Source organism: Stygiolobus sp. CP850M (assembly GCF_037389425.1).
Taxonomy (GTDB): Archaea; Thermoproteota; Thermoprotei_A; order Sulfolobales; family Sulfolobaceae; genus Stygiolobus.
Genome location: NZ_JBBHKR010000068.1, coordinates 12,971 through 30,307 on the forward strand (window position 1 = coordinate 12,971; position 17,337 = coordinate 30,307).

Genomic DNA, 17,337 nt, shown 5'->3' on the forward strand with positions numbered 1-17,337 from the left:
CTCAATCACTCAGAGAGATAGTGTAGAGAACTTACGATACCGAATAAGCTAGCTAAAGTGTCTACAATCTTACCTTCCGACGCATAATACATAGTTCCAGCAGTAGAGTATATGAAATGACCAGTGGAAATTAACTTCCTAAAATTTCCATCGCTAAAGACCTCCGCCACAGTTAGACCTATGTTAACTCCATGTATCACAACTCTTGGTAAATTCATAATTTAAAAGTAGTCAAAATTAAATAAAAACCTACATCTCTCATTTTCAGTTAGGGCGATTCAGGACTCCTTTGTGAATCGTAATATTTCTGTTGATTTATTACTCACAGGGTAATATTTGATTAATAGTTATAAATATGTCTCCCTACTCGTTAGGGATGCTAACTGGGTTGATAAGAAGAAACTGGAAAAAATAAATTTCACATAGTCATTCCATTATTATGCTGAGGGACTTTGAAGAGATCGAATGCACGAAAGAGGAATATTATGATGATTTAGGTAAATTTCATGAAGTACCTTATTACGTCCCAGCTAAATGTTATATGAAAGAATACGAATGGGGTACTGCGACAATTTTAGAGGACGATTTAGATTTAGGAGATTCAATAATAGTTTACTTAAATATAGTTGACTTCCCTCCGCTAATTGTGAACAGAGTAGTAGAAGAAGATGAGGGATATGATTCAATAGTAGAGGCTACTATGGACTACGATAAAGCTAATATATTCTTCTCCTCAGCTACAATACCAGTAGATTACAATCTAGAGCTTGAGTGTGCAAAGGAAAAATTAGCTGAATGTGTTGATAACGTATCTTCGTGGATAAACGATTATATTAAATACTTAGTTAAGGTGGCTGAGGACTTCTTAAGGAAGAATAAGCCGGATGAGCTAAGTGAGGTTAAATGCGAGAAATGCGATGTTACGTTAAGGAAATATGAGTATCCCTATCATTTAGAGATGCATGAGATTAATGAGGCTAAGAGACAATTAAAGGAAATTGAGGAGAAAATATATGATGGTATTGATGAAAACGAGTATCCCTTAGCATTTAAGTATTTTAGGAATGAAGTCGATAAATTAATTAGTAGTAAACTTCTGCCTGTTTTTAAAGATTTAGCGGAGAAGATAAATCAAGAAATCTCTAAGATGGGAATAATTCATCTAAACTCGAATCAATTATACGTTCTGAGGGATATACAAGAGGAAATAATAAAGAACGTACCTAAGAAGATTAGGGATAAGTTTATCTTAGAGATGACTATAATACCGGCAATATTGTCTACCAGTGCATTAAGTAAATTCATTAACATGACAGTTAACGAACAAATAATTCAAGAACGGTCCCATAACTTTAGCGTAGATGTGAAAAGAAAGAGAGGTAGATTTTACGTACATATGTACCTTAATGGGAACCACATAGCTTACTTTAAGGTTGACGGTAAAATCAGGGATAAGATAAGAAGTAAGGTCGCACAATACGTAATAGATAAAGAGAAAGTAGAGAAGATTAGTGAAGATTTGTATAGCCAAATAAAAGAGAAAATAGGAATAAAATAAAACATAGAAAAATGGAAAAATAATTGATGCATTTTAATAAAAATATACGATAATTTCATTAGAAGGAATATTGACCTTTTATAAAAATTTACATGAGAATAAGCTGAAAGATTTAGCAAGATTTCATCATCTTCTAATCTTTCGCAAAAAAACCTTATTAGTTTTACTATCTCCTCATAATTTTTCCTCCTACAATCTAAACCAAGAACCCCTTATTTTCTAAAACAGCGTAGAATCTACAGCCCCCATACATAAAGGTAAATAAGGACAATTATTACATCCCCCCCCCCCCCCCCATACATTTCTAGCTTGAATACCCGTATATTTACCGTTAAATTCCTCTGTTCCATTTTCCTTAAGTTTTCCCTTAAATGTTTAGAGGATTCCCAGTGAAAGCCCAGCAAGGATATACATATCCGTATGGATCAACTACTATGTCATCATCAAAATGAGCTACACATATCCCCAATCTAAAAATCTCATGAGGTATTTCAAAGTCCTCCTCTCTAGCCATTTCCCAGAATTTAGCTAAGACTACTCCCTCCTCACCTTTAGGAATTAAGCTATCCCAATATTCGTTTCTGAATACGTTTTCGTGAACTAAATGTGGATCTAACTTCACTTTAGTTATTCCCCTCTCTTTAAGTGTTTTAAGTAACGCTCTTACCTCCTCTAAGTTCCTATAATCTATGTTTGTCCTAAGCACGACGTTCGTGTGATCTTGAGCATAAACTAAATTATTTAATATTATATCAAAAGATCCTTTTCCACCCACGAAATACCTTCTCTTGTTGTGAACCTCTCTAGGCGTTTATCAAATAGCCTCTAAGATGATAGACAGAATACGGACAGAGAGCTTAACTATAAAATTAGAAAGTGATTTAAAGGATAAGATAAAGAAATTAGCCTTGTATCACGATTTAGGTCACCTACCTTTTTCACACACTTTTGAGTACGCTTTTGAAGTCCTCAAATACATAAACCCCAGCATATATAATCAGATCCTAAATTTCACGGGTTCTCAGGTTAAGTTGTTTAAACTTCATGAGATGATAGGGATAAGGCTGTTAGAAGAAATGGGAGATCAACAAAAATGACATAATAAAAATACTGAATAATGTATATAATTAAAAGCAATTTATATCTAAATAAGGTTAAAAACAAATAGTAGAGCGTGGATCATAGAAATTCCTTTATATCTACAAATCCCTTATTCTTCTTCCAAAATAATTTCTTCTCTTTTATTCTATTCTTTTCATCTTCATCTAATACGATATAATCTACATTTCCTTTTATGTATTTACTTACCATATACATCCTATCAAATACGTTCATTTCCTTTATGCCCTTGAAAACGAAGATAACATCTATATCACTAGTATCTAAGTAATTTCCTTTAGCTCTAGAGCCAAAGATATAAACTTCATCTAACTGCTGGAAGTCCTTAGCCATTTCTTCCACTATCTCCTTTACTAGATTTATTATTTTTATTTGGCTCTCTATTGCAGATTTTCCTTTACCCATTCAACCACCTCTTTTGCTCTATTATAAAGGTCCTCAGAAATTGATTTACTATATTGCTTAAAAGGAACTCCATTTGCAGCGTCTGGATATCTTGAAATTATAAAATGAGGAGAGAGAACCATTAGATTCTCTTTAATATTTGCTGGTACAGTAACTCCTTCCTTCTCTATCATTTCAATAAGCTCAATAAGTGAATGTGTCTTGCCTGGGTCTTTTCCAAGATAAATCATAATGGACTTTAATGATTTCTCTACCGCTTGCTGAGAATAGAAGGCAGAAGCGTAATATTTCCCATTATTTAAAAGAACTTTTGCAGTATCGAGATCTTCCAAAGCTTGCTCTATCCATTCCTTATAGTTCATTAAACTGAATATTTGAAATATAGCTCATATATCTTTTGTCCTTTTTATTTACTCTTCAAGTATTTATTTATTATTTATGGGGTTAGTATTTTACGTTATTGTTTGATAAAGTTCTTACTTAAGGAATTTTTCTCCTAACTTCGATCCTTCTAAAAACTCAACTAGTACTCCGGTATCAACTACTACCCTCATCTTCTCTTCTCGACCTCTCTAGTTCCTCTCTGATCCCTTTTGCAGAACCTAAAAGGGAAAACAGTAATTAAGCGTTCTTTTGAGATTTTCTGTTCTCTTCATAAAAAGTTATTAAATATTCTACCGCCTCATTTAGGCTAACTCTCTTACCCTTATTCAACTGCAGTTCAGCAGCGATCTTAGCTAACTTCTCCTTCACATCTTTACTAACTCTAATAATTTCACTCATAACGTAAGAATAGGAAAAGTGTGCATATAAAGTAAACTTTGTGCACTTTGATTATAGTGTTCATCTTATGTCAGTTTAACGAACCTTTCAGTACATAGAAACTCTCATCCTTACAACATCCGAAATCTCCTTATTTATAATATTTAGTAACGCATAATCTACTCAAGTTCAAACATAATGATTGAAGAGAAAATCAACAATGAAAGGGCTTAAGTCGCTGATTCTATATGAAAATTATTTATGATGAACAATATAAAAATAAATAGTGATTATCTAAACTCAGAGAGCTATTTACGAAACAAAATCCCTCAAATAAGAACTTCAAAGCTTTCAACGTTCCATACAATATTCCGGATACTGCATTTTATAATAGGATTAGCTTGAGAGAATAAGAATTATATGTGAAATCTTATATGAGGGTTTCACAGTAGTTACAAAAATACTAAGAATATTTTTACTTATCGTTTTTATAGTAAAGTTTAGGCTTCTTAATGACTTCGCAACTGTAGGTTTAACAAACAAAAAGTATATTAATGCAGAGGGTAAATACTCACCTTATGGAGAAGCATATCAGATATGTCATTGACGGCTATACTACACGAATAGCCAAGGATATTAAAAATGCGTTAAAGTCTCACTTGACTAACTTAGACGATGATATAAAGATAAGTAAGAACGGGTATAAAATTTCATTATCTTTTAGAACTCCAGCTAACGTTAGAGTGATGCAGTGCGAGGAGATTGATGAGCTACTGTCAAAATTGGGGGTAATGGCTATAAGGATAATAGTTTCAAATGTAGTAACTTTTGCGTTCGAAGGAGCTACATCATCTGCGACAGTAAGTGGTATAACTGGTGGAACAGCGGCTAAGAGACTCAATGTTGGTCTTCTTATAGCAGCTCTTTCTGGGTTGGCAGGATATACTGTCGGAAAAATGGTCGAGAAAAGTGAGGGAATAATTCTTTCATGTGAGAAAAGGAACGGAAGATGGGTAAGAATTTAGGAAGAAGGATAAAAAAGAATAGTGAGGAATTGTATAGATTATATCAAGAAGGAAAGAAACTTAGGCTTAGTAACAACATTTTAGCCTTCTTACTTCTTTCTGCTATTGAAGAGATAAGTAAGTATTTCATCGAGCTTTTATTAAGCAAATGTGGGAATTCTACACTAAGGAGAAATATTAGAACTAGAATTTATAATGAACATATAATTAAATATGAGTTTTTTCTATCTATTTATTATACAATACAAAACTACGATGTTGAAACAATACGCGAGATAGCTAGACTTTTGTCTTCCAGGTGGATAAATATAAGGAAAAGATATCTCATTAACGTTTCTAATATTGATGTAAAGATTGAGGATTTGAATGATATTGAAACTTATTATATTCATTATGACGAGATGGAGAAAGCGATTTCGGAACTTGATAGGGATGAGAGCTGTCATATACTAAATACATTAGTTCAACTTATTGGAAAGAAGTAGATTAATGAACGGAATTTATTTAACTCATTAACAAGTAGTGCTAATTTATTCTATATCTTTTCCTGCCAGAGAATATATATAAGTTTTTATTAGATCTGTGAGTGTGGACAACAATTTCATTCATTTGAAATATTTACATTTATTGTTACCCCCTTATCTAACAAGTACGTTGGGGTGTAAAGGATATATTAGGAAGAATGTTGATAACCACCTAGTTATTGTAAACTTGTTAGTATTCCAAGGGAAGTGGAAGTCCATTGATGCAAGTGTTTTAAGCTTCTGAACCCTTGTTCTGCGTAATCCCTCTCGTTGAACTTCTCGTGTTCTACGTTTAACCATGAGAAGGCGTTGTATGCAGTTGCCCCATTGTGAAAGTAAATTACCTTATCAATTCTTCTCCTAAACACCCTCATTGCTATTCCCTCAACCCTTCATGTCCACAAGAACTACCAAGACACGTACCCCTCATCAACGTTCTATCAATAAAGCAAAAACAATTCGAATAATTCATTTTAGATTAACAAAATTGTTGCCCACACTCTATAATTTGAATACAGTGCTTATCTTATGTATATAACACCGTTCTTGAGTCTAAGAATATGTTAGGTAAAAATGACATCTCCTAACCCAAAGGATAGACCTAATATGAAAGAAGTCAAAAAGATGTCACAAAAATTTGTGGTATAAGTAGGCAGTACTGGTACCTTTGATGCAATTAAGCGAAAACTGAAGAGGTCTCATTATTTCAATAAAAACTTCCACAAGGGCTCTAACTCTATTTTCTTACCGTTATAATCCATTATGTCCTCCATGTCCCACGTTACGATTTTAGGTTTAAAACCCAATGATGAGGAGGCTTTAGTTAAAGCGCTTAACTCCCTCTCCTTTATCCCTTCCTCATCATAAGTTACTTGTATTAACTCCCCATTTTTCTCATCTAAAAAGTCTACTTCGTAGTCCTCCCCTTTAACGAAATAAACTCCCTTGTTCTGGTTTTTCCTAAGCAAATGTATTGCGATTAAATTCTTCATTAATCTCCCCATATCCTTTTTTATAGAGACTTCTTGGATAATACCCATGTCAACTACGTAAACCTTCTTGTTTTCTGCAATTCTGCTCAACTTTCCGGTATACCTTTCCACGGAATAAATTAAGTAACTTGAGGTCAGACCGTAGAACCACTCGTCAACAGTTTTATAATCAATTCTAAGCATTCTAGCAATTCTATTTAGAGAAATTTCAGAAGAGTAAAGGGAAATTACAGCTGAGGAAAAGTCCTTAAACCTAGATACCTTCTTTGTCTTAAGCCTCTGTACTACGTCTTTGAACAGTATATCATTATAAATGCTGTTGACTATTTGCTTACTGTTTAGTAGTAACGCTTCAGGAAAACCTCCTATGCTCATGTACTCCCTCAAGTAGTTCTTAATCTCAGCCCTCTCCCTTGTGGTAAGCGGTTCGGAGTAATTAACTCCCTTAAACCTTAGAAACTCCTTGAAGGAAAAGGGGAAGAGCGTGAAGTCCACATGCCTTCCGGTTAGGCTTGTGGCCAGCTCACCAGAAAGTAACTTAGAATTACTCCCGGTTAATATTATCCTTTTAGTTTTCCTCAGCCTGCTCACGAAGGGCTCCCAACCTTGAATGTTCTGTATTTCGTCAAAAAGTATGTAATCCACGTTACCGTAAAGCTCGTAAATTGCTTGTTCAACAATATGCAGATCGTCAGATTTTAAATTTCTCAATCTCTCATCATCAAAATCGACATAAGCAAAGTTTTTGTCCTTTAATAATAGGAGTGATAGAGTAGATTTCCCGCTCCTCCTAACCCCTAATATTGCTAAGACGTTTGGGATTGATAGGTTTGTTAGCAACTCCTCTTTAGGCACGTCTCTGGGTATTGCCCTACTCATTAAGTTTTCTGCGTCCTCTCTTTGTTCCTTCAGAACGCTTTTTATTTCCTCAACGTTCACGCATAATAGGGGTTTTTTGCATTTTTAAACTTTTGGAGTATACTCCAAAATTCTTCCGATTAACTTATGGAGTATACTCCAAAACTAAATCTGAGAGTAATACCATTTAATTAATACTCTTTCTTTTAAGTTATAATGACATGGCGTACGGTAAGCGGTGCACGCAGTTTTAGAAAGTAATTAGTGAGACTGAGGTACCAACACTTTCAATGAAGTTTGAAACAAAATTGTTGGACGCTTAAAACCTTTATACGCATAATTATCAATTATTAATTATGAACAACAATGTGACGACGATATCTATTTCTGAAGAGGTCAAGGAAAAGCTGGAGAGGGAAAAAGGGGACTTGAGTTGGGATGAGTTCTTACTTCTTTTACTTTCTGAGTACCGTAAGAGGAAAGCTGAAGACAACCTAACAAGGTTGAAAGATACCTTAAACGAAGACGATATTAAAAGGATAGAGGAGAGTCATAAGAAAATGCACGAGGAGTTTAAGTTATGACGTTAACTGATACTTCGATTTTAATAGACTTTTTAAAAGGGAAGATAAAATACTTAGGAGATTCGATCTCTACTATCTCTTTAATGGAGGTTAGAAGGGTTATAGAAAATAAGAGAAGACTTGAGGTACTCAAAACTTTAGAAGACATGTTTAAGGTGTATCTTGTAGACGAAAAAGTAGCAGTAGAATATACTGAACTTTATTACCGTTTAAGGGAGAAAGGTAGGCTGATAGTCGATCTGATTTGATAATAGCATCCATTGCAAAGGCTCATGACAAAAAACTCCTAACCAGAGATAAGGACTTTTTAGCAGTGAAAGATTATGTGAATATTGAGATAATTTAAGTGGTAGGAACGACTTCTCGCCGCTCTGCAAGAGGCAAAGATTCCCCCTATCATCGTTCCCGTTTGTCCCTACATTTTCATTTCAATCATTTTATGTTCATTCATGATCGAGTGTAGGGACTTATCCCTCGACCACAGGTGGGTCACGGGACTCCAACGGCACGGGGCTCACATCTCCGTAATCACTCCCACCCTTTTGCCCACATCGGTGTGAGAGATCATCATTTATCAACGAAAATTCGTCATAAACAAATATAAAAAGATCTCTGTTTAACGTGAGAAAGGATTCAACCCATCGATTTGGGACCCCATCTGAGGGGTAGCCACAGCCCTCACATGAGAGGACTTTTTAACGTCTAGTACCGTGAAGTAAGGAGATATATTGATTGCTCCTCCCACAGTCTCATTAAGCCCTCAGTCGAGCTCCTGAGGATCGTTGTTATCACCACTAAAATTTATCCCGACAAAAGGGTATATGGGACTATCCTGAGGACGCTTTTCGTCTCCTTAACCCCCTTTTCTGTAATAGAGCGACTTTTAGTGGGAAGAAGAGCGAAGTGATCAGCATATACTGAGGAATTTTCCTAGGAGGGAGTGTAAAATAAGGGGACCCATCCCCTTGGCTAGGATTTCCGACTCCTCAACCCGCAATTTCTGTAACGATTTGTCAAAGGTGATGAAGTTCGTAAACGAAGCGGAAGTAGGCGTGATTAAAGTGGACAGACCTACCATAGAGTTAGACTAACGGGTACCCTACAGCGGATTTAAGGGATCGGGTAATAAGGCTAACAAAGAATTGGGTGAAGAAGCCCTGTATTTCTACAGCAGGACTAAGGTGGTGTGCTTGAACTGGTGAGCTCTTGCCAGCCGTACGTTTGGAGTACGGGTTTAAGTGTTTTATAATCCATTTTTTCCTTTCTCACGTGAATTTACCTCTTCCGTTTTAAACACACCTAGACCGTCATAGAGCACTTTTTTGTGCTTTAACATCTCCTTAACGTCACCTAACTCTAGTTTATCGGGAGTAACTACAATGATGTCTGCCGAAAAACCCCTCTTCATAGTGTATAGTTTCGAGGCTTCTTCTATCTCGTCGTTGACTTTATCTAATACGATAAGCACATCATAATCGCTTGAAGGCCAGAAGTCCCCTCTAGCCCTAGAGCCGAAAAGGACTATACTCACTTTCCCGTTATAATACCTCACTACTCTCTCCACAAACTGCTCAAACTGCATAATTTTAAAAATTCTTAGGGGGATTTTAAGGTATTGGTGGAGAAATTCTGGTTCGGAAAGGCTAGGGATTTCCTTAAAGTAGCGAAAGAAAGTAAGGAGGAGTATCCTTGGCTTTCGTGTTTCGCTTCTCAACAGAGTGTGGAGTTTACAATAAAGGGTATCTTAATGAAGTATAAAGGGTCTTACCCTTTCACCCACGACTTAAGTGAGCTATTAGACACTTTGAACAAGGAACTCTCGGTTGCCGTTCCGGAAGAAATAATGAAGGAGTGTGACTTCCTTACTCCCCATTACACTCAGGCTAGATATTCCATTGTAAGTAGTTATAACGTAAGAAAAGCTGAGAACTGTATCGAATCGGCGGAAAAGGTGCTCATTTGGTTGAGCGGGGCTTTTGACGAGGTTAAAGAGGTCATAAATGAGTAGAACTTTTGAGTTTGAGTGTAGTAGGTATATGATTAACACTTGAGATGAGTACAGCATGGCTGTCAAAAGACGATAGTTACCACTATATATATATATAGCTTAAGAGAATCAGTGGTTACTCTACTTTATTGAAGCTACGTATATAAATAGCACCTGACTTCCCCTAAATTCACGTGGGTAGGGGAGAGGGGATGGGGGTCCACTAAGCCAGGAATTACCATATACACTAGAGGGTACGTTGCGATAGTCAACGACAATGGTCTTTGTCAACGGTCTATTAACTGATTACTGTTCATGAGGGTAGACGAAAGCTTAGAGGCGGTGACGATAGAAGGCTGATGGTCTGTTACACCTCAGTCCATGGCACGACTAGAAGTGATTGAAAATAGAGGGTGTGTCACGGGCAAGCACGTTTTACAAGCAAGTGGTGACTAAACGAGGTGTTACCCACTCCCCTCAGTTTCGCCCTCATTTTACAAATACGGTGTGAGGAGACAAAGTACACCCTAACATCAGACTAATTACTTATTATCACGCTGGTCGTAATAACCATTTCCACAGCGGTACGGCCTTAAACCCATTTACCTGACCCTCATAGTCCCACGTGAGGATTAGGGCTTCATCAACCTTTAACGCATCTTTAGCCTCAATGAGTCCTTCGATCTCTCTGTCCTCGATCTTATCAGTAGCGTAAGTCACTTGTATTAGGCTCTTTGGCTCAAAGTTCTTAGAGACCACGAAGTCCACCTCTCTTTTCCCCTTCCAGTAGAATACTTCCTTATACCCCCTCCTTCTTAATTCGATATAAACAGTGTTCTCCATAGCCCTCGATATCGAGAACTCTAGACCTAGTGCCGTCGGGTAACCGGTGTCTGTTATGTAAACCTTTTTAGGGTTTGCCTTCCTCTTACTTTCACTCTTCTCAAATTCCTCGACTAGAAACGCGAAGTAAGTCTCGTTGGCCTTTGCGAACAACTCTATGACCGTCTCCTTCCCCACTTTCACCCCTAAACCCCTTAAGTAGTTATACGTCTTGTTTATGCTTACCAAGTTGGAGTAATTAGAGACAATGAAACTTGCGAAGAGCTCAGCTATCGCTGGCTTAACCAGAGATAAGTCCCTTATTACTACGGATTCAAAGTAGGACTTTAATAACCCTATTTTGTCCTCTTTTTCCAAGACCACAGCCGGGTAACCTCCGTATTGTAAATACTCCCTAAGTAGTGACAATATCTTCCCCCTTTGCGGAGTGTAGTCCATTAAAGGTGTGTACGTGAAGCCCTTAAACTTAAGGAACTCACGAAATGACAAGGGATAGACTTCATAATTTACGCTCCTACCTCTTAACTCCTCGGCGATTCTCAGGGGCGTAAGTTCTGACGAGGACCCGCTTAAAAATACTTTATAGTTATACCTCTTCTTAAACCAACTTCCGTACCCTTTTACGTTCTGGATCTCGTCAAAGAAAATGTATTTAGGCTGTTTCCCGGTAAGTTCTACAAACGCTTTCACAATGTTGTCTAAGTCGTCCACGCTTACTCCCTTTAGCCTGTAATCCTCAAAGTCCACGTAGAGTATTTCGTCAAAGGAGGCTAGCCCGTTCTCTACTACCTTTTTTATGGTCTGGTATAATAAGAAAGTCTTACCACTCCTCCTACCGCCCGTGACGGTTATGACGTAGTCCTTGTCTACGGGTAAAGAGAGCTCCCGTTCTAAGAGTTTTGGCAATTTGTTGGTCAGCCATTCGGCTATGAAACTCTTTATCCTCTCTTCCACAATATCTTTTTCGACTGGCCTTTAAGTCGTTTTCTGACCACTTTCACGTTCTAACTGGTCTGATAGAGACCACTTATTGTAAACGAAAGAAGAGATAGAAAAAGAGAGTTGTAGATCTATCAGTGCTAGTATGTGGTTTAGTCTTTGTTGGTTATACAACTGAAGTTATCTCCTATCCTCAAGGGAAGGGTACTCGTTTAAGAAGTTCTCAATTCTTCCCTTTATTTGAGTATACGTTAGGCAAGGTACTCAAAATCGACGAAGGGAGTTACATCCGTTGTGTCGTTCTCTTGTGTTAGTCTCAAAATACTAGAGGTACTTTTCAACCACACCTTGAGGAGTCAGCGGTTGAATTTATTTGTTATAATTTCACTCACGACTTGAGCAGATATCAGGACCATAGGTACACCGATACCGGGGTGAGTGTACTGTCCCGTGTAGAACAAGTTTTGTATCCTCCTGCTCCTAAACGCCGGTCTGAATAATGCGGTCTGTGATAGCGTGTGAGCTAGACCAAATGCCGTACCTAGAGTCGCATTATATTCTACTTCAAAGTCACTGGGTGTGAAAAACCTCATGTAATCGACATCCTTAACACCGTGTTTGCTCAGGTACTCATTAACTATCCTTCTTGCTATGTGTTCCGTATCTCCCCTAAACCCGGGTGGAAGAGGGATTAAAAAGAACAGTGAGTCACCGCCTTCTGGTGCTAGATCTTTCTCGCTCTTACTCCTAATACTAACGTAGTAAGACAACTCCTCAGGGAGGGGAGAGCCGTTAAAGATTGAGGAGAAGTGTTCTTTCCAATTCCCTTTGATCACTATGTGGTGGTGGGGCTCGTCTATACTGTCCCTTATTCCAACGAAAGCTAAAACGGCAGATGGTGCGTAAACTCTCGTGTTCCAGTAATTTTGGTCGTAGTTAGAATAACCCACCGGTAAGGCGTTTTGATCTAACCACTTGTAGTCACCTGAAAATACGAAAACATCACCTTCAACTTCCCCTTTATCAGTTTTCACACTGTGAATCTTACCGTTTACTACTTTTGAGCCGCTCACTTCCTCTCCCAATCTAACTTCATAATTTCCTACCAAACTCTCCGCTACTTTCCCGAACCCACCTTTAGGATAATACACGCCTTGACCGAATATCGGATAGTTCACTAACGCATAAAGACCGGGTATTACATCTGGAGAACCGCCTAAGAATACGGAAGCGAATCCAGTGAGCTTTAACATGTCCTCCGACTGGAAGAACTTCCTGTTAAAGTTCTCCAGACTACTAAAAAGTCCTAATTTTAATGCTTCTCCCATAACCTCTCTTGTGAAAAGGTCTCCAATACTCTTGTATTCTCTATATAGAAATTTCTCCATGGCCACTTTGTACATGTACCGCGTGTAATCTACGTATTTTTCCATTTTCTCAAAACCGTTACTTTCGATCTTATTCAACTCCTCCTTATTGTCATCTAAGTCGGGGTATATTACTATATCCTTTTTCCAGTCTATTGTGAGCTTAAAGGAAGGAGAAAGCTTAACGAGGTCGTAAGGTCTTCTCTTTCCGATGGACGAGAATAAGCAGTCAAACACCTCAGGCATTAAGTACCAAGAGGGCCCCATGTCAAATTTATACCCTTTTTCTTCGAATACCCTAGCTCTGCCACCCAGAGAGTTGTTTTTTTCTATCAGAGTTACTTCAAAGCCTTGCCTAGACAAAAGAGACGCTGTAGCTAGACCGGAAAAACCTCCACCTACTATTACAGCTCTCATTGAGCCCTAACACCTTCTTTTTTGGGTATCTTATCAATTCCCGGGATAACAAATAGGAATCCCCAATTACCTTTTCCTTCTTTGTGGTGCACGTCGTGGACTTCTATTAAAGTCCTTAATAAACTGTTTTTCATTGCTTTCTTCCTCAACCTTAAGTGACGGTTATGTATAATCATGTCGTGAATTGTAAAGTATGCTATACCGTAACCGGTCATCCCCAGAGCGATAGCCAAATACATTAGGTTCCCACCTATCATCCACTCGATGATCAAGTAGATTGATATCCCTGCAAATATCAACCCAAAAAGGTCGTTCCTCTGAAAAGCGGAAGAAGTAGGGTAGTGATGGTCTTTGTGTATACTCCAAAGTATCCCGTGCATCAAGTATTTATGCATTAGTCTCGCGACGAATTCCATAGCTATAAAAGTCGTGATCCCCACAAGAAAGTATAGTAGTGATATCATAATATAATCTTCGTTAAGAATAAAATAAGAGTGTGTCCTAATACTTAATACAAATAATCTTAACTTCTTTAACAGAGTTTAAGTTGGTGCTTAATGTTTTGAAAAATGAAAACGATCACCTTTACGTTGATTCAAAACTGTTGGAGATATTTAAAAAGGGTAGTACTACGTACTTCAATAGTAGCCTCTTCTTCCCTCCTAGAGTTAGAAAGGATGTAACCAGGCTTTATGCCTTTGTAAGAGTTGCGGATAATTACGTAGATTCGATCCCGCAAGAGGTGGAGAAGTTTTATCAATTCGTTGAGGAGTTTTATCGTGCCAGAAGGGAGGGAAAGTCTAAAGATCTGGTGATAGATAATTTTGTAAAACTGGAAAGAGAAAAACAATTTGAAGAGTCTTGGGCTGACAGTTTTCTGAGGTCTATGGAAATGGACATCTACAAGAAGAGGTACGAAACAATGGAAGAGTTAGAAGAGTACATGTACGGATCTGCTGAGGTTATAGGCCTGATGATGAGCAGAATACTGAACCTTAATAGAGAAGCTGAGCCTTACGCTAAGATACTAGGAAAAAGTATGCAGTTTATTAACTTTATTAGAGACATAAAGGAGGACCTAATTTTAAACAGACAGTACATACCGACTGAAATACTGAGAAAATTCAATCTATCTTCTCTGCGGGAGGAAGAAGTAAAGGAGCGTATCAAGGAGTTTGAAAGTATGATGAGGAACTTAATAAAATTGTACTTCGACTGGGTGAAAGAAGCAGAAAAAGGGTATAAATACATTCCGTACCGTTACCTTATCCCGATAAAGACGGCTAACGATATGTATAAATGGACGGCTAAGGTTATATATAAGTCGCCTCTAGTGGTTTACTCAACTAAAGTTAAGCCGAAGAAAAATAAAATAATCACGAGAGCTATAGAAAATGCATTAGGTGTTCCGATTTGGAGATATTTCTCAAACATCTCGCTTATGAGGAAATAGACTTAATGATTTTACTACCCGGTGTAGTGTTCACAATAATACCTTGGACGAGAAGACTAAGGTCTTACGGAGCTATTTTATCTGCTATAGGCCTTACAGCATTACTCTACCTGATATGGGACTTCATTGCCGTGAAAATAGGTACATGGAGCTTTAACCCTGAATATGTTTTGCCTATTAGAGTAATTGACTTACCCATAGAAGAGATAGAGTTCTTTTTCGTAGTCCCGTTTAGTTCGTTAGTGTTTTACGAGATTTATGATTTAAAGGTAAAGACTAAGTTACACATTAAGAGGGGAGTCTTTACTTTACTTGGGGGCTCTATAGCTTTGTCTAGTATTCTATTTTTTACTCATAGTTACACTTTCGTGGTATTGATTTACCTTGGCTTGGCAATTCTTCTTTCGTCCTTTCTAGACCCAGATATGCTTAGGTCTTTATCTTTTTGGTTGTTTATAGTAACTACTTATGTACCTTTTCTCGTCTTTGATTACTTTCTTACCTCACTACCAGTAGTGATTTACGGTAAGGGTGCAATAATCGGTATAAGAGTAACCACTATACCTATAGAAGACTTCCTCTACTCCCTTTCGATGTTTATATATTATGCATTATTTTATAGAGTCTTATCAAGGAGTGTGATTAGGAGTGGTAGATGAGACGAAATTTCACAGTGAGGACTATAGAGAGGTATTAGAATTTTATGAGCAATTCAAGAGTAGAGAAGAGTTAATAACATGGATGAAAAACAGACCTACAACGGATATTAAGATAAAGGAGAGTGAAAAAGGGGACAGTGAAGTCGTAGTAGTAATTCCGAGTATAAATGAGGAATATCAGAGAAGAGCTTTAACGGTTTTTAACGGTCTCAAAATTATCTTTGTGATATCTGGAGGAAAATACTTTAACTACGCTAGGAGTGTAAATGCGGGGGTAAAATACGCCTTAGAAAAATTTTCTCCTTCATGGATAGTAGTATCTAATGACGATGTCTATAAGGTAGATGAAAGCAAAGTATTGGTAGATGAACTATCTACCCTAGATAGGAAAGACGTTGAATTGGTTTACGCTGATAAGGGTAAATACCACTCTTATAAGATGTACTTGTTCAGAATAGCCGATTACTTTCCCGAGATGATGGTAAAGTTCGGTAAAATAACCAGAAATCACGTAATAGTCGTGCAAGGAGAAGCTTACGCTAGGTTTTGGAAAAAATTTGATACACCCTATTTGGCTATAATGGAATCACAATTGGGTCCATTAAGGGGGGCTTTAAAAAGAATAATAGGAGAGGAGATTACTTCGTTTTATAATGTAGGGAGTTTCTTTGTAATTCCTAAGTCCTTTGCGGAAAAAGGAGAAGTATTGGACCCTACATTCATAAATTCGCATGAGGACGTTTGGCTCTCTTTATCAGTAAAAAAGAGGGAATTTATACGATACAAGATTAGAGAAGATTTTGGTGGGACTCTCGGATGGTCTCCAGCTAGATTCGCAAGAGTATTCTGCAATGAAGTTTACTTAAGCTATTTAATAGCCACACGCTTTAGAGAATAAAGACACTAGTCACAAGGATTCTAGTCAGTATTTGAAGCAACGTTAATCATGTGTTGCCTTTAGGAAAATGTTGAAAGACTCGTGAAAGGTCAAATATAAAGCTTTTAATCACTTAATAACATGAGAGGCAATGATTTCTACTCCTTCTTCTTCTAGCTTCTTCTTTACATTCTTATCAACAAAATTTGCTACTAAGAATATTTTTATTTTCTTATTCTTGTACTTCGTAGAGAATAATTTCTTCCTAATAATGATCTGATCATACGCTCCTTTATCAGCTAAGTTCTTTATCTCAAATACATAAACATAATCATTCGTCTCATAAAAATCAACCTCAAACACTTTACCCTTCTCAATTACCCCTTCGTCATCTATGATAAAGCCGTGAACAACTCTCCTTGGGTCAACCCCGTGAAGTTCTAATGCCTTCTTATAAAGCTTCAACATCGCTTTCTCCATACCTTTCCCAGCTCTATTTGTAAAACTACCTACTTCAACTGAGAGTTTCTTAACCTCTCTACCTAATCTAAGCACCGCCTTTTGCAACGCTTCTATTGCTTCCCCGTGTTCTTTAACGGTTTGTTGAAGAGACGCAATAGCTTCCCCTTGCTTCTTAACAGCTTCTTGAAGCCCCTCAATGGCTAATGTGTGTCGATTAACAGTCTCTTGAAGAGACGCAATAGCTTCCCCTTGCTTCTTAACAGCTTCTTGAAGAGACTTGATTGCTTCTGTATGCCTATCTACAGTCTCTTGAAGAGACGCAATAGCTTCCCCTTGCTTCTTAACAGCTTCTTGAAGCCCCTCAATGGCTAATGTGTGTCGATTAACAGTCTCTTGAAGAGACGCAATAGCTTCCCCTTGCTTCTTAACAGCTTCTTGAAGAGACTTGATTGCTTCTGTATGCCTATCTACAGTCTCTTGAAGAGACGCAATAGCTTCCCCTTGCT

22 protein-coding genes and 1 pseudogene are annotated in these 17,337 nt (G+C 37.5%); 11 read left to right on the plus strand and 12 right to left on the minus strand.

Features of this window, described 5'->3' with window-relative positions; genetic code table 11:
* Positions 1 to 5: 5 nt before the first annotated feature.
* The gene (locus WIW89_RS08940; RefSeq protein WP_337720490.1) at positions 6 to 218 is read right to left on the minus strand and encodes a hypothetical protein; all 213 of its coding nucleotides are present in this window, start codon (positions 216 to 218) and stop codon (positions 6 to 8) included.
* A gap of 221 nt (positions 219 to 439) precedes the next feature.
* Here WIW89_RS08940 and WIW89_RS08945 point away from each other — a divergent pair, with 221 nt between their 5' ends.
* Positions 440 to 1,558, plus strand: coding sequence for a hypothetical protein (locus WIW89_RS08945; RefSeq protein ID WP_337720491.1), 1,119 nt, complete (start codon positions 440 to 442; stop codon positions 1,556 to 1,558).
* Positions 1,559 to 1,925: 367 nt separating this feature from the next.
* Here the strand turns inward: WIW89_RS08945 and WIW89_RS08950 are convergent, their stop codons facing one another.
* The gene (locus WIW89_RS08950; protein ID WP_337720492.1) at positions 1,926 to 2,333 is read right to left on the minus strand and encodes a hypothetical protein; all 408 of its coding nucleotides are present in this window, start codon (positions 2,331 to 2,333) and stop codon (positions 1,926 to 1,928) included.
* Positions 2,334 to 2,388: 55 nt separating this feature from the next.
* On the opposite strand from WIW89_RS08950, the gene WIW89_RS08955 reads away from it, so the two are divergent.
* The gene (locus tag WIW89_RS08955; protein ID WP_337720493.1) at positions 2,389 to 2,655 is read left to right on the plus strand and encodes an HD domain-containing protein; all 267 of its coding nucleotides are present in this window, start codon (positions 2,389 to 2,391) and stop codon (positions 2,653 to 2,655) included.
* Positions 2,656 to 2,737: 82 nt separating this feature from the next.
* Here WIW89_RS08955 and WIW89_RS08960 read toward each other — a convergent pair whose 3' ends face one another.
* The 3 genes from WIW89_RS08960 to WIW89_RS08970 form a co-directional block, all read right to left on the minus strand.
* Positions 2,738 to 3,082 carry a nucleotidyltransferase domain-containing protein gene (locus WIW89_RS08960; protein WP_110269779.1) on the minus strand — a complete coding sequence of 115 codons (345 nt, stop codon included), beginning with the start codon at positions 3,080 to 3,082 and terminating at the stop codon, positions 2,738 to 2,740.
* The gene (locus WIW89_RS08965) at positions 3,058 to 3,444 is read right to left on the minus strand and encodes a HEPN domain-containing protein (RefSeq protein ID WP_337720494.1); all 387 of its coding nucleotides are present in this window, start codon (positions 3,442 to 3,444) and stop codon (positions 3,058 to 3,060) included. The genes WIW89_RS08960 and WIW89_RS08965 overlap by 25 nt, the downstream gene beginning before the upstream one ends.
* A gap of 259 nt (positions 3,445 to 3,703) precedes the next feature.
* Positions 3,704 to 3,865 (minus strand): hypothetical protein, encoded by a 162-nt coding sequence (locus tag WIW89_RS08970; RefSeq protein ID WP_337720495.1) that lies wholly within the window; start codon positions 3,863 to 3,865, stop codon positions 3,704 to 3,706.
* A 557-nt stretch (positions 3,866 to 4,422) separates the two neighbouring features.
* Between WIW89_RS08970 and WIW89_RS08975 the strand changes: the two genes are divergently transcribed.
* Both WIW89_RS08975 and WIW89_RS08980 read left to right on the plus strand, forming a co-directional pair.
* On the plus strand, positions 4,423 to 4,869 hold the full coding sequence (locus WIW89_RS08975; protein WP_337720496.1) for a hypothetical protein: 447 nt from the start codon (positions 4,423 to 4,425) through the stop codon (positions 4,867 to 4,869).
* Positions 4,854 to 5,354: a hypothetical protein gene (locus WIW89_RS08980; protein ID WP_337720497.1), complete on the plus strand. Its 501-nt coding sequence runs from the start codon at positions 4,854 to 4,856 to the stop codon at positions 5,352 to 5,354. Before WIW89_RS08975 ends, WIW89_RS08980 begins: the two co-directional genes overlap by 16 nt.
* 116 nt (positions 5,355 to 5,470) lie before the next feature.
* On the opposite strand, the pseudogene WIW89_RS08985 reads toward WIW89_RS08980, so the two are convergent.
* Together WIW89_RS08985 and WIW89_RS08990 are read right to left on the minus strand one after the other, a co-directional pair.
* A pseudogene (locus WIW89_RS08985) lies at positions 5,471 to 5,819 on the minus strand (IS6 family transposase); the annotation flags it as partial.
* A 275-nt stretch (positions 5,820 to 6,094) separates the two neighbouring features.
* Entirely contained in the window at positions 6,095 to 7,324 is a 1,230-nt protein-coding gene (locus WIW89_RS08990) for an ATP-binding protein (protein ID WP_337720498.1), read from the minus strand.
* 275 nt (positions 7,325 to 7,599) lie between these two features.
* Between WIW89_RS08990 and WIW89_RS08995 the strand changes: the two genes are divergently transcribed.
* The 3 genes from WIW89_RS08995 (at position 7,600) to WIW89_RS09005 (ending at position 8,918) form a co-directional block, all read left to right on the plus strand.
* A complete protein-coding gene (locus WIW89_RS08995) occupies positions 7,600 to 7,827 on the plus strand; it encodes an antitoxin VapB family protein (protein WP_337720499.1) in 228 nt (75 codons plus the stop codon).
* Positions 7,824 to 8,075 (plus strand): type II toxin-antitoxin system VapC family toxin, encoded by a 252-nt coding sequence (locus tag WIW89_RS09000; RefSeq protein WP_337720500.1) that lies wholly within the window; start codon positions 7,824 to 7,826, stop codon positions 8,073 to 8,075. The genes WIW89_RS08995 and WIW89_RS09000 overlap by 4 nt, the downstream gene beginning before the upstream one ends.
* Positions 8,076 to 8,792: 717 nt before the next feature.
* Entirely contained in the window at positions 8,793 to 8,918 is a 126-nt protein-coding gene (locus WIW89_RS09005) for a hypothetical protein (RefSeq protein WP_337720501.1), read from the plus strand.
* Positions 8,919 to 9,070: 152 nt separating this feature from the next.
* On the opposite strand, the gene WIW89_RS09010 is transcribed toward WIW89_RS09005, so the two are convergent.
* Complete coding sequence (locus tag WIW89_RS09010) at positions 9,071 to 9,409, minus strand: nucleotidyltransferase domain-containing protein (RefSeq protein WP_337720502.1); 339 nt, start codon at positions 9,407 to 9,409, stop codon at positions 9,071 to 9,073.
* A 36-nt stretch (positions 9,410 to 9,445) separates the two neighbouring features.
* Between WIW89_RS09010 and WIW89_RS09015 the strand changes: the two genes are divergently transcribed.
* A complete protein-coding gene (locus WIW89_RS09015; RefSeq protein WP_337720503.1) occupies positions 9,446 to 9,835 on the plus strand; it encodes a HEPN domain-containing protein in 390 nt (129 codons plus the stop codon).
* Between the two features lie 531 nt (positions 9,836 to 10,366).
* On the opposite strand, the gene WIW89_RS09020 is transcribed toward WIW89_RS09015, so the two are convergent.
* The 3 genes from WIW89_RS09020 to WIW89_RS09030 all read right to left on the minus strand — a co-directional run bounded on the left by WIW89_RS09020 (position 10,367) and on the right by WIW89_RS09030 (position 13,844).
* Entirely contained in the window at positions 10,367 to 11,611 is a 1,245-nt protein-coding gene (locus tag WIW89_RS09020; RefSeq protein ID WP_337720504.1) for an ATP-binding protein, read from the minus strand.
* Between the two features lie 341 nt (positions 11,612 to 11,952).
* Positions 11,953 to 13,380, minus strand: a complete 1,428-nt coding sequence (locus tag WIW89_RS09025; RefSeq protein ID WP_337720505.1) for a phytoene desaturase family protein — start codon at positions 13,378 to 13,380, stop codon at positions 11,953 to 11,955.
* Entirely contained in the window at positions 13,377 to 13,844 is a 468-nt protein-coding gene (locus tag WIW89_RS09030; protein WP_337720506.1) for a sterol desaturase family protein, read from the minus strand. The genes WIW89_RS09025 and WIW89_RS09030 overlap by 4 nt, the downstream gene beginning before the upstream one ends.
* A 98-nt stretch (positions 13,845 to 13,942) precedes the next feature.
* Here WIW89_RS09030 and WIW89_RS09035 point away from each other — a divergent pair, with 98 nt between their 5' ends.
* From WIW89_RS09035 to WIW89_RS09045, 3 genes are read left to right on the plus strand one after another with little or no spacing between them, the layout of a single operon-like run.
* A complete protein-coding gene (locus WIW89_RS09035; RefSeq protein ID WP_337720507.1) occupies positions 13,943 to 14,833 on the plus strand; it encodes a phytoene/squalene synthase family protein in 891 nt (296 codons plus the stop codon).
* Positions 14,794 to 15,492 carry a lycopene cyclase domain-containing protein gene (locus WIW89_RS09040; RefSeq protein ID WP_337720508.1) on the plus strand — a complete coding sequence of 233 codons (699 nt, stop codon included), beginning with the start codon at positions 14,794 to 14,796 and terminating at the stop codon, positions 15,490 to 15,492. Before WIW89_RS09035 ends, WIW89_RS09040 begins: the two co-directional genes overlap by 40 nt.
* Positions 15,482 to 16,390 carry a hypothetical protein gene (locus WIW89_RS09045; RefSeq protein WP_337720509.1) on the plus strand — a complete coding sequence of 303 codons (909 nt, stop codon included), beginning with the start codon at positions 15,482 to 15,484 and terminating at the stop codon, positions 16,388 to 16,390. Before WIW89_RS09040 ends, WIW89_RS09045 begins: the two co-directional genes overlap by 11 nt.
* Before the next feature lie 108 nt (positions 16,391 to 16,498).
* Here WIW89_RS09045 and WIW89_RS09050 read toward each other — a convergent pair whose 3' ends face one another.
* Entirely contained in the window at positions 16,499 to 17,281 is a 783-nt protein-coding gene (locus WIW89_RS09050; protein WP_443296454.1) for a hypothetical protein, read from the minus strand.
* Positions 17,282 to 17,337 lie beyond the last annotated feature (56 nt).